The organism is Photorhabdus laumondii subsp. laumondii (assembly GCF_003343245.1).
GTDB classification, from domain to species: Bacteria; Pseudomonadota; Gammaproteobacteria; order Enterobacterales; family Enterobacteriaceae; genus Photorhabdus; species Photorhabdus laumondii.
On sequence record NZ_CP024901.1, the window covers coordinates 3,221,005 to 3,235,024 of the forward strand.

Annotated in this window: 12 protein-coding genes; 5 read left to right on the plus strand and 7 right to left on the minus strand. The window is 42.8% G+C overall.

Features of this window, described 5'->3' with window-relative positions:
* Positions 1-68: 68 nt before the first annotated feature.
* From PluTT01m_RS13975 to maeB, 4 genes are all read right to left on the minus strand, one after another.
* On the minus strand, positions 69-2,126 hold the full coding sequence (locus PluTT01m_RS13975; protein ID WP_011146937.1) for a S9 family peptidase: 2,058 nt from the start codon (positions 2,124-2,126) through the stop codon (positions 69-71).
* A gap of 131 nt (positions 2,127-2,257) precedes the next feature.
* Entirely contained in the window at positions 2,258-3,058 is an 801-nt protein-coding gene (locus PluTT01m_RS13980) for an energy transducer TonB (RefSeq protein WP_011146938.1), read from the minus strand.
* A 153-nt stretch (positions 3,059-3,211) separates the two neighbouring features.
* Complete coding sequence (locus PluTT01m_RS13985) at positions 3,212-4,087, minus strand: ChaN family lipoprotein (RefSeq protein ID WP_041380900.1); 876 nt, start codon at positions 4,085-4,087, stop codon at positions 3,212-3,214.
* Positions 4,088-4,188: 101 nt separating this feature from the next.
* Positions 4,189-6,468 carry an NADP-dependent oxaloacetate-decarboxylating malate dehydrogenase gene (maeB, locus tag PluTT01m_RS13990; RefSeq protein ID WP_011146940.1) on the minus strand — a complete coding sequence of 760 codons (2,280 nt, stop codon included), beginning with the start codon at positions 6,466-6,468 and terminating at the stop codon, positions 4,189-4,191.
* A gap of 686 nt (positions 6,469-7,154) precedes the next feature.
* Between maeB and PluTT01m_RS14000 the strand changes: the two genes are divergently transcribed.
* The 5 genes from PluTT01m_RS14000 to PluTT01m_RS14020 all read left to right on the plus strand — a co-directional run bounded on the left by PluTT01m_RS14000 (position 7,155) and on the right by PluTT01m_RS14020 (position 10,394).
* Positions 7,155-7,790 (plus strand): response regulator, encoded by a 636-nt coding sequence (locus tag PluTT01m_RS14000; RefSeq protein ID WP_011146941.1) that lies wholly within the window; start codon positions 7,155-7,157, stop codon positions 7,788-7,790.
* A 229-nt stretch (positions 7,791-8,019) separates the two neighbouring features.
* Positions 8,020-8,403 carry an ArsC family reductase gene (locus PluTT01m_RS14005; RefSeq protein ID WP_041380902.1) on the plus strand — a complete coding sequence of 128 codons (384 nt, stop codon included), beginning with the start codon at positions 8,020-8,022 and terminating at the stop codon, positions 8,401-8,403.
* Between the two features lies 1 nt (position 8,404).
* Positions 8,405-9,532 carry a succinyl-diaminopimelate desuccinylase gene (gene dapE / locus PluTT01m_RS14010; RefSeq protein WP_011146943.1) on the plus strand — a complete coding sequence of 376 codons (1,128 nt, stop codon included), beginning with the start codon at positions 8,405-8,407 and terminating at the stop codon, positions 9,530-9,532.
* On the plus strand, positions 9,529-10,206 hold the full coding sequence (locus PluTT01m_RS14015; protein ID WP_011146944.1) for a M15 family metallopeptidase: 678 nt from the start codon (positions 9,529-9,531) through the stop codon (positions 10,204-10,206). The genes dapE and PluTT01m_RS14015 overlap by 4 nt, the downstream gene beginning before the upstream one ends.
* Positions 10,206-10,394: a YpfN family protein gene (locus PluTT01m_RS14020; RefSeq protein WP_011146945.1), complete on the plus strand. Its 189-nt coding sequence runs from the start codon at positions 10,206-10,208 to the stop codon at positions 10,392-10,394. Before PluTT01m_RS14015 ends, PluTT01m_RS14020 begins: the two co-directional genes overlap by 1 nt.
* On the opposite strand, the gene PluTT01m_RS14025 is transcribed toward PluTT01m_RS14020, so the two are convergent.
* The 3 genes from PluTT01m_RS14025 to dhbA form a co-directional block, all read right to left on the minus strand.
* The gene (locus PluTT01m_RS14025; protein ID WP_011146946.1) at positions 10,345-12,393 is read right to left on the minus strand and encodes a tRNA(Met) cytidine acetyltransferase TmcA; all 2,049 of its coding nucleotides are present in this window, start codon (positions 12,391-12,393) and stop codon (positions 10,345-10,347) included. The two genes, PluTT01m_RS14020 and PluTT01m_RS14025, sit on opposite strands and share 50 nt — an antisense overlap.
* 4 nt (positions 12,394-12,397) lie before the next feature.
* Positions 12,398-12,850: a DUF441 domain-containing protein gene (locus PluTT01m_RS14030; protein ID WP_011146947.1), complete on the minus strand. Its 453-nt coding sequence runs from the start codon at positions 12,848-12,850 to the stop codon at positions 12,398-12,400.
* A gap of 338 nt (positions 12,851-13,188) precedes the next feature.
* The gene (gene dhbA / locus PluTT01m_RS14035) at positions 13,189-13,959 is read right to left on the minus strand and encodes a 2,3-dihydro-2,3-dihydroxybenzoate dehydrogenase (protein WP_041380111.1); all 771 of its coding nucleotides are present in this window, start codon (positions 13,957-13,959) and stop codon (positions 13,189-13,191) included.
* Positions 13,960-14,020 lie beyond the last annotated feature (61 nt).

A 14,020-nucleotide genomic window follows, 5' to 3' on the forward strand; every position in this document is an offset into this window, starting at 1 on the left:
AAATGTTTAGCACTGATAAATTATTATCAGTGCTTTAAATAACAAATTTATATTATTTATAATTTATTTCAGTTATCTTTTAATTGCGGAAAATACTTTTTAGCATCATCCAGCATCAAAATAAAACTGTAATCCAGTGCAGTATCTTTTAATCGACTAAATCGGCCAGATTTACCACCATGCCCGGCACTCATATTGGTTTCTAATAACAAAATAGAGTTATCTTCCTTCATATCCCGTAATTTTGCCACCCATTTAGTGGGTTCCCAATATTGCACTTGTGAATCATAAAATCCACTCGTAACCAATAAGTTCGGATAACGTTGATGTTTTATATTGTCATACGGACTATATGATTTAATCCGGAAATAATCCTCTTTATTTTCAGGATTACCCCACTCTTCATATTCTCCTACGGTCAGCGGAATAGAAGGGTCAAGCATGGTTGTCACGGCATCAACAAATGGAACCTGAGCAACCACACCGCGATATAATTCCGGTGCCTGATTAATCACAGCGCCCATCAACAAACCACCCGCGCTGCCCCCCATCGCATAAATTCGTTTGCTGTCACCATATTTTTGCGCAATCAGTGCCTTAGTCACATCAATAAAGTCATTAAAACTATTTTCCTTATTTTCGACTTTACCTTGTAAATACCATTTCTTACCCAATTCACCGCCACCACGCACATGTACTAATGCGTAAACAAAGCCTCGATCTAATAAACTCAATCGCGGTGAGCTAAATGAAGGGTCCATACTGATACCATAAGCCCCATATCCATAAATCAGTATTGGGTTATGGCCTTTTTTAAACAGTGATTTACGATATACCAGAGATACCGGAACTTCAACACCATCACGGGCCTTCACCCAAATACGCTGGCTCTCATAATGATGTTTATCAAAACCTTTTACTTCCTGCTGCTTAAGTAATTCCCGCTCACCTGTTTTCATATTCCATTGGAATGTTGAGCTTGGTGTCGTCATGGATGAATAACCATAACGGACAAAATCAGTATTGGGTTCAGGGTTGTAATCAATCCATGCCATATAACTTGGATCATCAAACTTAATCTGTTTTTCTTGCTGTGTCTGCCAATTAATCTGACGAATTGTCGGTAATCCTTTTGTTCGCTCCTGTACGACTAACCAGTCATTAAACAGATCGAAATCTTCAAGATCACTATCTTGCCGCGGAGCAATGACTATTTTCCACGGTATATTGATGGCATCCGTCTGATAAAGCCCATAAGTTTCATTCTCATGATTCGAACGGATGTAGAAATGATCGCGGAAATGGTCAATATAATACTCTCTGCCTTCCTGACGAGGAGAGAATAGTTGAAGCTCAGCTTGTGGTTTATTCGCATCAATCAGCAAATATTCGGAAGTCGAATTACTGGTTATCGCCAACATAATATAATCGCGGGAAGTGCTCTTAGATATACTTAAATAAAAACGCTCATCTTCTTCCTGATATATTTTATGATCTTCACTGGTATTGCTACCATATTGGTGACGAAATACCTGATATGGCAGTAACGTTTGTGAATGCCTGCGCACATAAAACAACGTATTGTTGTCGTTAGCCCAAACCATGTTGCCAGAAGTATTTTTTATTACATCATTATTCCACTGTTTATCAGCAATATCTTTAAAAGAGATCTGATAATTACGGCGTCCCTGCGTATCTTCAGCAATCGCCATACGTTTATTATCCAGAGAGATGGCAAAATTACTCAGTTGGTAATATTCGTGCCCTTTAGCCCTTTCATTACCATCGACCAGTATCTGCCAATCTGATGAGCCATCAACCGGTTTACGCTGATAAATCGGAAAATCTTTGCCCGTTTCATAGGTTGTCCGATATATATACCCATTATAAGTATAGGGTACCGATTGATCATCCTGCTTCATCCTGCCAACCATTTCTTCGTATAACGTATCACGTAGCTGTTCACCGGGTTTTAGCATCTGCTCGGTATATTTATTTTCGGCTGTCAGATAATCAATGACTTTTTGATCTTTACGATTATCGTCCCGCATCCAGTAATAATCATCTATACGAGTATCACCGTGGGTAGTTATATGGTGTGGTTGTTTCATTGCCTTTGGTGGCATAATTTCTTCCTCTGCGGCGACAGGATTCAACCAGCCGCTTAATAAAAACATCAATAACAGCCCTTTAGTTTTCAGGGCAAACCACGCTTGCTGCCTTAACATATTTGCTGTCCTTAAGTCGTTCAAAAGTATTAATTAGTTAAACTAAAATCAATCGGAATTTCTATCGTAATTTCATTACCGTTTAAAACGGCAATGGGAGGAACTGGCAACGGCTGCGCCCTTGCCAGAATTTGCTTCGCTTCCCGGTCTAAAGAATGGGTTCCAGAACGACGAACTAAGTCACTGTTAGTAACATAGCCCTGTTTATCAATAGTGAATCTGACTGTAGGACGACCCGTGCGGTTTCTTCTCTGTGCATCCTCTGGATAACGTTTATAGCGGTTCAAATGCCCGACAACTTCCGCTCGCCATAACGCATCCGCATCAGCAACGGCCTTTGAATCACTGTCATAAGCAGCGGCAACCCGCGAAGTCAGATTCGTAGAAGTGGCAGTACTGCTTGCCATAGCCGCGCTACTTTGAGATTTTTCACTCTCTTGTTCTTCTACCTGCTGGCGTTTCACCGGGGGTGTTTTTTTAATCTCTTCGTGGTGCTTTTTCTGTTTTTTAGGTTTATGTACCAAGATCTGTGCCTGTTCATCTTTCATAAGCTCAGGCGTCTTAATCTCATTAACCTCACTTTCCTGCTGTCGACTGGCAACAGAAAGTTGTTGTTCAAGACCAATAGGTTGTTTTTGTACCTGATGTGTCGCTTCTGTCAACAATGAAAGCTCCATCATCACCGCCGGTGGTGGCATCAATTCACCAACAGCAATTTCTTCTGGCTGGGAGATAATCCAGCCGACCAAAATGAGGTGAACAGCAATAGCAGAAACGAGCCCTTTTTTAAAATGACCCGTTTGAAAGGCCGAGTGTGTCAGCGTCAACATGGATGATAGCGCATAATTTTAATTATCATTTAGTAATGATAATTAATTTCATATGCTAATGAAAATTATTTTTATCTTTATCGTTAACTTGAGCACATCCCTGTGCCAAGACCTCTTATATACAGAGAAAAGACCACCATTTGTTTAAAATATCTATGGTTTTTTTACGGGTGTATACCAGACATAATCAGCATATTGGCTATCCAGTACATTGCTTTTCTCAGCCATGATCAACACAACAAAGTCCTCTTGGGGCGATAATTCTTTAACATGCAGAGGAACACCTATTACTTTTGTTGCATGATATCCACCCGCAATCAGTGTGGCAGGAGCCGGCGCTTTAAGTAACTGTTCCGCCATTCTGCGATCCCGCATTTGCTGAATAGTTGTCATGGCAGATAACTGTTGCTCCGTTATTTCACCACCGTGAACATCTTTGATCACCTCTTTAATCTGAGCCTTGACATTTTCAGCAACAGAAATATTCCCCTGGAGGACCGGAGGGTTACGATAAGCCGCTTTAATTTCACTGCGATCTAAGTTTGCAGACAGCAACGGATAAGGTTGATGCATAAGCTCCATGACCAATCCACCATACAACTCCCACCGCCACCCATCTTGCCATGCCAGAAGCTCTTTTATGCGGCTTTCACGTACGATAGGCTGAGTTTGCAACCAACTCTTAACCTTATTCACTTTTTGCTGCTGATCAGGATTAATCATCTCTAGCAGGACCGAACCCTGTTCTCTTTTAAGCGGAAGTTGCTGAACCAACCAAATCTCTATCTGATGATGATATGGATTATCATGTTTTTCACCCACAATTACCCGTTGATGTGATGCCAGCCGATTGATCAATTCATCAGGGGTCAGGGCGTGACCGGTTTTAAGATCGATAATAGCCCCTTGTTGAGTCAGTTCCGGTGAAAGTGCCTGGAGAGCGGTTTTTTGGTGTACAGATACACATCCAGATAAGATCAGTAAGCCACAGATAATCAGAAAAGATTTTACAGTCGTGAGAAATTTCATCATGTCCATATCCATATTATTAATGTTTTGCCCATCATGTAGATAATAAGAATCGTTTACAACAAACCGCCCCTGCCTACAGGAAACAGGGGCGATGGGTATTACAGCGGATGAGTTTGTGCTTCAACTGCCGCCAGAGCGACCATATTAACGATACGACGTACAGAAGAAATTGGTGTCAGAATGTGTATCGGTTTGGCAACCCCCATCAGAACTGGGCCAACGGTAACGCCTTCAGAACTGGTGACACGTAGCAAGTTATAACTGATACGGGCAGATTCCATATTCGGCATAATTAACAGATTGGCAGCCCCTTTCAATGGGCTATCTGGCATGATGTCACGGCGAATACTTTCAACCAATGCGGCATCACCATGCATTTCACCATCAATTTCAAGTGAAGGTGACATTTTATTCACCAATTCCAGCGTCTGGCGCATCTTCTGCGCTGAGAGGCAATCTGTGGAACCAAAACTTGAATGAGAAAGCAGCGCAACTTTTGGTTCAATACCGAAACGGCGGATAGTCTCTGAAGCCATAAGGGTAATCTCTGCCAATTGTTCAGGCGTTGGATCATTATTGACATAAGTATCCGCAATAAAAGTATTACCACTTGGCAACATCAATGCATTCATGGCACCAGCAGTATGAACCCCATCACGGAAACCAAATACATTTCTCACGACATCGTAATGTTCACTGTAACTGCCAACAGTACCACAAATCAGGCCATCAGCCTCACCACGCAGTACCATAATCGCCCCAATCAGGGTGGGATTACCGATAACTGCCCGGCGAGCTTGTTCAGCAGAAACACCCCGACGTTTCATAATGTGATGATATTCCTGCCAGTATTTTTTGAAGCGCGGATCATTCTCATTATTGACGACTTCAAAATCTTTACCCGCTTCAATATGCAATCCCAGTTTCTGGATACGCATTTCGATAACACTAGGGCGACCAATTAGAATCGGGTAAGCCAACCCAAGAGAGATCAGCTCCTGAGTCGCATGCAATACACGTACTTCTTCCCCTTCGGCCAAAACGATACGCTTTTTCGCTTTCTTAGCCTGAGAAAAAATAGGTTTCATAAACAAGTTTGTTTTATAGACAAACTCATTCAGCTTCTCAATATATGCGCCAAAGTCTTTAATCGGGCGGGTTGCCACGCCGGAATCCATTGCTGCTTTGGCAACTGCCGGGGCAATTTTCACAATCAGGCGCGGATCAAATGGTTTAGGAATAATATACTCCGGGCCAAAAAACAGATCCTGATCATCATAAGCGGAAGCCACTTCTTCACTCTGTTCCGCTAGCGCTAAATCCGCAATCGCATGAACACAGGCGAGCTTCATCTCCTCGTTAATGGTTGTTGCACCAACATCCAGCGCACCACGGAAAATAAACGGGAAACAGAGCACATTATTAACCTGATTCGGATAATCAGAACGACCAGTACAAATGATTGCATCAGGGCGAACTTGTTTTGCCAAGGGTGGCAAAATTTCTGGTTCAGGGTTTGCCAATGCCATGATGAGTGGATCTTTAGCCATCATTTTCACCATGTCTTGAGTCAACACGCCAGGGCCGGAACATCCGAGGAAAATATCGGCACCAGGGATAACATCACCTAATGTGCGGCTGCCATTGTCTTCAATCGCATAGGCCGCTTTAGTTTCTTCCATATTTTTATCGCGACCACGATAAATCACCCCTTTAGAGTCACATACCACAATATTCTTGCGTTGCAACCCAAGCGCAACCAGCAAGTTCATACAGGCAATTGAGGCAGCTCCGGCACCAGAAACAACTAAGCGAACCGCTGAAATCTCTTTTTTCATAATCCGCAAACCATTCAAAACAGCAGCGGTACAAATTATCGCTGTGCCATGCTGGTCATCATGGAATACCGGAATGTTCATTTTTTCCCGCAGTTTTTTCTCAATATAGAAACATTCCGGTGCTTTGATATCTTCGAGGTTAATCCCCCCAAACGTCGGCTCCAGTGCCGCAATGATATCAATCAATTTGTCAGGATCAGACTCATCAACTTCAATATCAAATACATCAATACCTGAGAACTTTTTAAACAGGACACCTTTTCCTTCCATCACGGGCTTACCTGCCAGTGCACCAATATTCCCCAATCCTAAAACCGCACTACCATTAGATATCACTGCCACAAGATTGCCACGCGCAGTATATTTGTAAGCTGCTAATGGATCTTCTGCAATTTCCAAGCAAGGCGCAGCAACACCTGGTGAATAAGCTAAGGCCAAATCTCGCTGAGTTATCAGAGGCTTAGTGGGAGTAATCGTGATTTTCCCTGGTTGTGGAAACTGGTGAAAATCCAATGCACTCTGTTTTAATTTTTCATCCATCGTCGGATCCTTTATATACAATCTGGAGTAAGAGCAGGAGCAGTATAATAGGTACTGTGTGTCAAATCATAACATTGACCGCATCTTATCAATAAAGTAGCACTTTTTTGCTCATAAAAAGCACTAGCCAATTTCTCCACTCATACCACTCTTTGCCATAAAGAACAAAAAAGCGAACCTAGGCAGTGCTCACTTTTATTTATAAGAACGACCTGCAACAATTACGCCTATTTACGCCTATTGAAATAGGCACTTAATCTAGGAAAATAAAGACAGAAACATTATCCTTTATACAATATCATTAAAGTTATAGTAACCAAAATAACTATAACTCGGAAAAACTCTCAATATAAATTCAATTAAAATAAATTTTATAAAAGAAAACAAATCTAATAATAACCAACTTAACATATTGATTTTTAACATCATTAAAATAAGTGAAGTTATGTGTTTTTTGTGAAAATTACTCATCTTCTTTTTTTACTTATCAAACTAATTTGCGCTATTTATATTTTTATATCAGGATGTGCTTTCTGGACTTACAGAGCTATCAATTCTGTAAATCAATCGGTTTTGATAAAATTTTTTCATAGCAATTTAATTTAGGGCAGACCCATTCATTACTGCCTTTTAATCAAATTCAAAGTCTGCATTTCGTGGCTTTACTTATTTAAGGGAGAAGGAAAATGTATAACCATTCAGTGATGATAGTTGATGACCACCCTCTCATTCGCCATGGCTTGAAACAGATTGTAGAGCTCGATCGGGCGCTTACCGTGACAGCGGAAGCTGACAATGGTGAAGAAGCAATAAATATTGCATGCAAGCTGAAACCTGATGTCATTATGATAGATCTCAATATGAATGGTCTTTCAGGCGTGGACACGATTAAATCTATCCGTAGAAAAGGGATCAATTCCTATGTACTGGTATTATCCGTTTCAGATGATCGAAATGATGTTTACGCAGCCATTGACGCAGGAGCTAATGGCTACTTACTTAAAGATAGCGACTTAGACTCGTTATTAAGCAGTATTCGCCATGCTGCTCGTGGACAAACTGTATTTAGTGAAAAAATATACCAACATCTCGCTAACCGTCATAAACATGTTGATCCTTTATCTGAATTGACCAAACGTGAGTTAGATGTATTAAAAGAAGTTTCCAGTGGCATGACCAATAAGGAAGTTGCTGATGTCCTATTTATTTCTGAAGAGACAGTGAAGGTACACATCAGAAACTTGTTAAAAAAACTGAATGTACGTTCCCGCCTGGCTGCAACCATCATGTATTTGCAACATAGGAAAAATGGAGTAGCCTAATATTTCTTCCGAGCCGCTCCTTGAGCTTATTACCGAGGGTCGGCTCTTACTTATCGTTGTTATGTAGTCAATGTTATGTCGCAAATACCCCCTATGAGAACAGGCCAATAAAATTGAGTCTCCTGTTTTGGTATCTCCGATAATAAAAATCAGGATATCATCTGGATAAAACAGGCATTTTCCAGCATTATGTTTAGGTATTTAAATTTTTTTAAGGATCTGTTAAATGATATTGGATAAATCTTCTCAACCCGCTTTTACTCTCTATGGGATCAAGAATTGTGACACGATAAAAAAAGCCCGTCGTTGGCTGGAGGAACAAGAAATTACTTATCTGTTTCATGATTATCGTGTTGATGGACTCAATGCCACACTTTTGCAGTCATTTATTGACAAACTGGGTTGGGAATCATTAATTAACACCCGTGGTACAACTTGGCGTAAACTGACCGATCAACAACGAGCAACAATTAATAATGCTGACGCAGCAAAAGCGTTGATGTTGGAACAACCCGCTATTATCAAACGTCCACTATTAATTTCTGCAAAAGGTGATTACCTATTAGGTTATAAAGTGGATGAATATCAGCAATTTTTTGCTGAGGCACGCTGAAATGACTTGCCCTGTCATTGAACTTGCACAACAACTCATCAGACAACCCTCTATCAGCCCGGACGATAAAGGTTGCCAAGATATTATGATCGCTCATTTGCAAACAATTGGCTTTACCATTGAACGGATGCCCTTTGGCGATACAAACAATTTTTGGGCCTATCGCGGCATAGGCCCGACGTTAGCCTTTGCCGGACACACTGATGTCGTCCCTGCGGGCGATGAATCTCAGTGGGAATATCCCCCATTTGAGCCCACTATCCGTAATGGCATGTTATATGGTCGGGGTGCGGCAGATATGAAAGGATCATTAGCTGCCATGATTGTTGCGGCTGAACGTTTCGTTGCCGCCCATCCCAACCATAATGGACGTCTGGCCTTTCTTATTACTTCAGACGAGGAAGCGAAAGCCACCCACGGCACCGTTAAAGTGGTTGAAGCCTTGATGTCCCGCAATGAACGATTGGATTATTGCCTGATAGGTGAACCTTCTAGCCAGCACCGTCTTGGCGATATGGTGAAAAATGGCCGTCGAGGTTCCCTGACGGCGAATCTCACTGTTCACGGTATCCAAGGCCACGTTGCCTATCCGCATTTAGCTGATAACCCTATCCACCGTGTCCTTCCTGCTTTACAGACATTGGTCAATACACATTGGGATGAAGGGAACGAATTTTTCCCGGCGACCAGTATGCAAATTGCCAATATCCACGCGGGAACAGGCAGCCACAATGTGATCCCTGGGAATGTGCAAGTTCAATTCAATTTCCGTTTCAGTACAGAACTGACTGACAGCCAAATCCGTGAACAGGTTGAAACTATCCTCAAAAATCACAATCTCAATTACACGATTGAGTGGATACTGGCAGGTCAGCCTTTCCTAACAGCCAAAGGTGAGTTAGTCAATGCCGTCATCCAGTCAATAGACCAATATTGTGGCTATCAACCTGAATTATCTACCAGTGGTGGTACATCCGATGGACGATTTATCGCTCAGATGGGCGCTCAAGTTGTCGAACTGGGGCCACTCAACTCAACAATTCATAAAGTTAATGAGTCCGTCAGCGCCGCCGATCTGCAACAACTTAGCCGGATTTATCAACGTGTTATGGAGCAGTTAATCCAGTGATCACAGCAAATATGTTAACCGGTCTGGCGACTGGCCACTTGATTGCCCTCTTTGGCAATCACCGATTACAACCAGAAGCCGCCAATGCTTTTTTTTCCATGCAGCAAGCCGCTGAAAAGGCCGGAATTAATCTGCAACCGGCCAGCACGTTCCGTGATTTTCAACGTCAGCAAGCTATCTGGAATGGAAAATTCCGTGGTGAACGCCCGGTGTTGGATGAAAACAGCCAGCCAATGGATATCACCCAGTTATCAGAAGGAGAACGCTGTAAGGCAATTCTTCGTTGGTCTGCCCTGCCCGGTGGTAGTCGTCATCACTGGGGAACCGATCTGGATGTCTATGATCCAACAATGCTACCGGCTAACCAGATGTTATTACTCGAACCTTGGGAATATGAAAATGGTGGTTATTTCGCACCATTAACTCATTGGTTGACCGAGAATATGGCTCATTTCGGTTTTTACCGTCCTTTTGTCGGTAACTGTGGCAGTGTCGCTGATGAACCGTGGCATATCAGCTACCAACCATTCGCCAAGCAATTGGAAAAATTGCTGACTCAGCAAATGTTACTGGATGTATGGCAGCAGCATGACATCGCCGGTATTGACTGGTTATCTGCTAACTTACCCTATATATTTGAAAATTACCTCCATGTTGCGCAGGAGACAACCTAATGCAATGGTTAGCTGATTACTGGTGGATTATTTTAATTTTATTGGTTGGCGTTCTTCTCAATGCCATTAAAGAGTTACGCCGACTGGATGTTAAAAAATTTCTGGACAATAAACCGGAACTGCCTCCTCATCGGGATCTTAATAGCAAGTGGGATGATGAAGATGATTGGCCTCAAAAAAAGCCGTAGTCCACTCTTGCCAATCTTTGGCAAGTTTCTTATCCAGACTTGATAACGCCTGTGCGGTTTCTTGCCGCCAGAGTCGCATTAATGCCTTATATCCACTCAACTGCAATACGGTGATGCATTGCTCAACACGCATTTCCTGCTGGAGATGATTTCTCAGCGCAATCAACGGCAAATCACTGTTCAGCAACAACCGTTGCAAGGACGGTAATGAAGCAGAAAATGGTCGGTGAGCAAATGCAAAACCTGACAGTTCCTGCCAATCATGTTGATTGAGATGATGGTCAGTTTGGTAATCAACAGGCAAGCTAAATCCAATCTGCAATTCCAGCCAATATGCATCACGGGCAAGCTGTTGCTGAGCTTGAATCCCCAGCAAAATCCCTTGTTCACTCAGGGGAAAAATAGCCATTGCCGTATAACAACCACTGCTGGCTTCTAAATGAGTTCCCATTCGCACTAATTGGAAGCCACATTTCTGCCACAATGCCCAGAGCTCCGCGGTATAACCAAAGCTAACAGAAATAAAATCCACCCCCTGTTTTTCTGCCCTTTCCCGTTGATACGCGATCATTCCCTGAGCAATACCGTGCCTGCGATGATTAGCCTGTACAGCAACTCTGCTGATCCGTTGAGATTTCAAAACCGCCGCCTGCGGTAAACCGCTATGGGCAGCTAACGATTGAACAACCAAATTTCCTCTTGGACGACGCCTGCCTGCCCATATTTCATGGGCTAACTCAAGCGTCAACCCACCCTCTTCAACCATCCACAAAGCCCCCATCAAGGCATTATTTCCAAGAGCCGCAACAAATTGCATGCCTTTAGCATCAAGTAAACGCCGTAAATCCAAAGGTGAAGTTTTGTAGTGAGCACTGGTTAATATGCCGTAAAACTGCCTCAGTAATTCAGGCTGTTTAATCCATTGCTGCTGATGATAGACCTGATAACTGATCGCCTGATCAGAATTGTTGACAGGAATTGCATCCTCAAACAGTAAAGCGCTTTCCAACCAATTTTCCAGCGGATCATTTTCCGCCCAACGCACAGGAGCTGTCAGGTTCAGGACATGACGATCAGGAAGCCCAACGCAAAATTTAAGTAAAAATCCGCGCCCTGTGCCTTCATATCCCTGTACCGTTGTGGTCAACAATATGCGGGGAAAATAGCCGATTAATTCAGATAATTGAGGCATTGGAATAGCAGCGGCTTCATCGATAAGCAACCAATCAATATCTGACACGCTATTTTGTCTACAATATTTGAGCAAATTATCTACGGCCCAGAATTTTCCCTTTTCCCCCGCATAGCACCTAATGACTGCTGTTGTTGCCTTCGCCGGTGCAGTTAACCAACAATTTCCTTGCCATTGCTGCATTAACATACCTGCAAGTGTCGATTTACCTCGCCCTCTTGGCGCAGTAATAACCCATACCCCCTGACTTGCCCGCAAAAGTCGCGCCAAAATGGCATGCTGGCTGGCTGTTGGGCTGCCATTAGGCAGTTGCCACGCGCTGTATTGTGGAAATACAGGGATGCATAAGGGATCATTTTGCCGCCATAGTAAAACTTGGGGATCGCTAACAATTTGCTGCTGAATATGCTGAACAAAATGCGGTGTTGGAATCGCCTCTAACTGTTCGTTCCAACGCGCGCTATCCTTATCGGGTTGATCACGCCATTGGTACCAAGATGGAACCATCATCACCAACCAACTTCCAGCTTTCAATGTACCTGCCAATATCGCCAGTGCTTCCGCATTAAAACCTTCGGTAGCATCAAATATTCCGTGCAGATATTCCTGACCTAATAAACTGACCGCCTTTTCTGGCAACACAGCGTGCTGTTTACGATGAGAGATCCATAACCAATCACCGATAAATCTCCGCTGTAATTCATTAGCCTGTAAATAGCACCAATGATCATCTCCACTCAACACCAGCAAACGACGTAACCCTTGCTGCTGCATTTCAGTCTGTATCACACTCAATTCTGGCAACATAAGGCTATGATTTACCAATCAACAATGACAAAATCCCTGCCGCAATCAGCGGTCCCACAGGAACACCTTTAAATAAAGCAACACCTAATACCGTCCCCACCAGCAAACCAGCAACTGTTGATGGCTGATTAGACATGAGTGAAACACCCCGGCTACCCAGCCATGACACTAATACACCTATTACTATCGCGAGCAACGATTTCCAATTCATAAACGAGTTGAGGACAGCTTGTACCGTAATTTTTCCACTGGCGATAGGCGCCATGACTCCCACGGTCAAAATAAGTACACCGATAGTCAACCCATATTTTTCCACCCACGGGAAAAAATGATTCAGTGGCGTTATGCGGATAACCAACAACAGCAGCATTGCAAGAGTGACGGTCATGTTGTGGCTGATGATACCCAGTGCTGCCAACACGAGCAGCACCAGTAAAGTAGGATCGAGATGACTCATAGATTTCAATACCCTATACCCGTTATCTTTCAAGTTGCTTCTTTGTTGGCTGCACTCGCTCACCCCGGTCACATAGTTTGCTATGCTCCCGGGGATTCACTCCCTTGCCGCCGCGATCCATCTTGAAATCTATAGGGTATATACCCGTTATCCTTCAAGTTGCTTCTTTGTTGGCTGCACGCGCTCACCCAGGTCACATCGTTATCGATGCTCCCAGGGATTCGCTCCCTTGCCGCCGCGATCCATCTTGAAATCCATAGGGTATTAATCCTATTAGGCTAGGGCAATTTTTCCTTACGTTACAGAAATGACAGGTATTTTCGTATTAATTCAAACAATTAACAAGCTAACGTCGCACCACCATCAACCACAATATCTTGTAGCGTTATATGGCTTGCCAAATCAGAAGACAAGAACAGTACGGTATGTGAAATTTCATTAACACTTGCAATTTTACCGAGGGGAATACCTAATTTATATCGCTCAGGATACCCGTTAATCGTATTTTTTTCATCATCATCGGTTTTCCACATAGAACGCTGCATAAATGTATCCGTCGAACCCGGCGATACAACATTACAACGTACACCAAACGGCGCAAGTTCTAACCCAACACAATGCGTTAAACTTGTCAGTGCTGATTTTGATGCACAATAAGCCGCCATTTGCATACGTGGAACACGTGCCGCATTAGAGCTGACGCTGATAATAGTGCCACCACGCTGACGTTTAAAATGGGGAATCACGCTACGAAATAGATAAAAAGCCCCAGAAGCATTCACATTAATACAACGATGCCAGTCACTAATATTTAGCTCATCAATATTTCCCAATTGTAATATACCGGCAGCATTAACCAGAATATCTAACTCGGCTGAGACAGACAGTTGTTGGGAACAGATCATTTCGACCTTTTCTGGATCACTGATATCGAGTTGTATACATTTATAAGGCAAATTATCTTGCTCAAATACGCGATCGAAACCTATTACGTTAGCGCCCAGCGCGGTAAAATCACGGGCAATTTGTTCACCAATACCACGTGCCGCCCCAGTTACCCAGACGGTTTTATGGCTAAAATCCATTTGTAAATTTTGTTTATTTTTCATCTTATTTCTTCTTTAATTTTAATAGCGATTTATTATGCATTTTTTATAAATTCAGTTTATC

Bases quoted from the DNA above. Each gene is read 5' to 3' on its own strand.
- PluTT01m_RS13975 (WP_011146937.1), bottom strand. From the start codon at position 2,126: ATGCCACCAAAGGCAATGAAACAACCACACCATATAACTACCCACGGT.
- PluTT01m_RS13980 (WP_011146938.1), bottom strand. From the start codon at position 3,058: ATGTTGACGCTGACACACTCGGCCTTTCAAACGGGTCATTTTAAAAAA.
- PluTT01m_RS13985 (WP_041380900.1), bottom strand. From the start codon at position 4,087: ATGAAATTTCTCACGACTGTAAAATCTTTTCTGATTATCTGTGGCTTA.
- maeB (WP_011146940.1), bottom strand. From the start codon at position 6,468: ATGGATGAAAAATTAAAACAGAGTGCATTGGATTTTCACCAGTTTCCA.
- PluTT01m_RS14000 (WP_011146941.1), top strand. From the start codon at position 7,155: ATGTATAACCATTCAGTGATGATAGTTGATGACCACCCTCTCATTCGC.
- dapE (WP_011146943.1), top strand. From the start codon at position 8,405: ATGACTTGCCCTGTCATTGAACTTGCACAACAACTCATCAGACAACCC.
- PluTT01m_RS14020 (WP_011146945.1), top strand. From the start codon at position 10,206: ATGCAATGGTTAGCTGATTACTGGTGGATTATTTTAATTTTATTGGTT.
- PluTT01m_RS14025 (WP_011146946.1), bottom strand. From the start codon at position 12,393: ATGTTGCCAGAATTGAGTGTGATACAGACTGAAATGCAGCAGCAAGGG.
- PluTT01m_RS14030 (WP_011146947.1), bottom strand. From the start codon at position 12,850: ATGAGTCATCTCGATCCTACTTTACTGGTGCTGCTCGTGTTGGCAGCA.
- dhbA (WP_041380111.1), bottom strand. From the start codon at position 13,959: ATGAAAAATAAACAAAATTTACAAATGGATTTTAGCCATAAAACCGTC.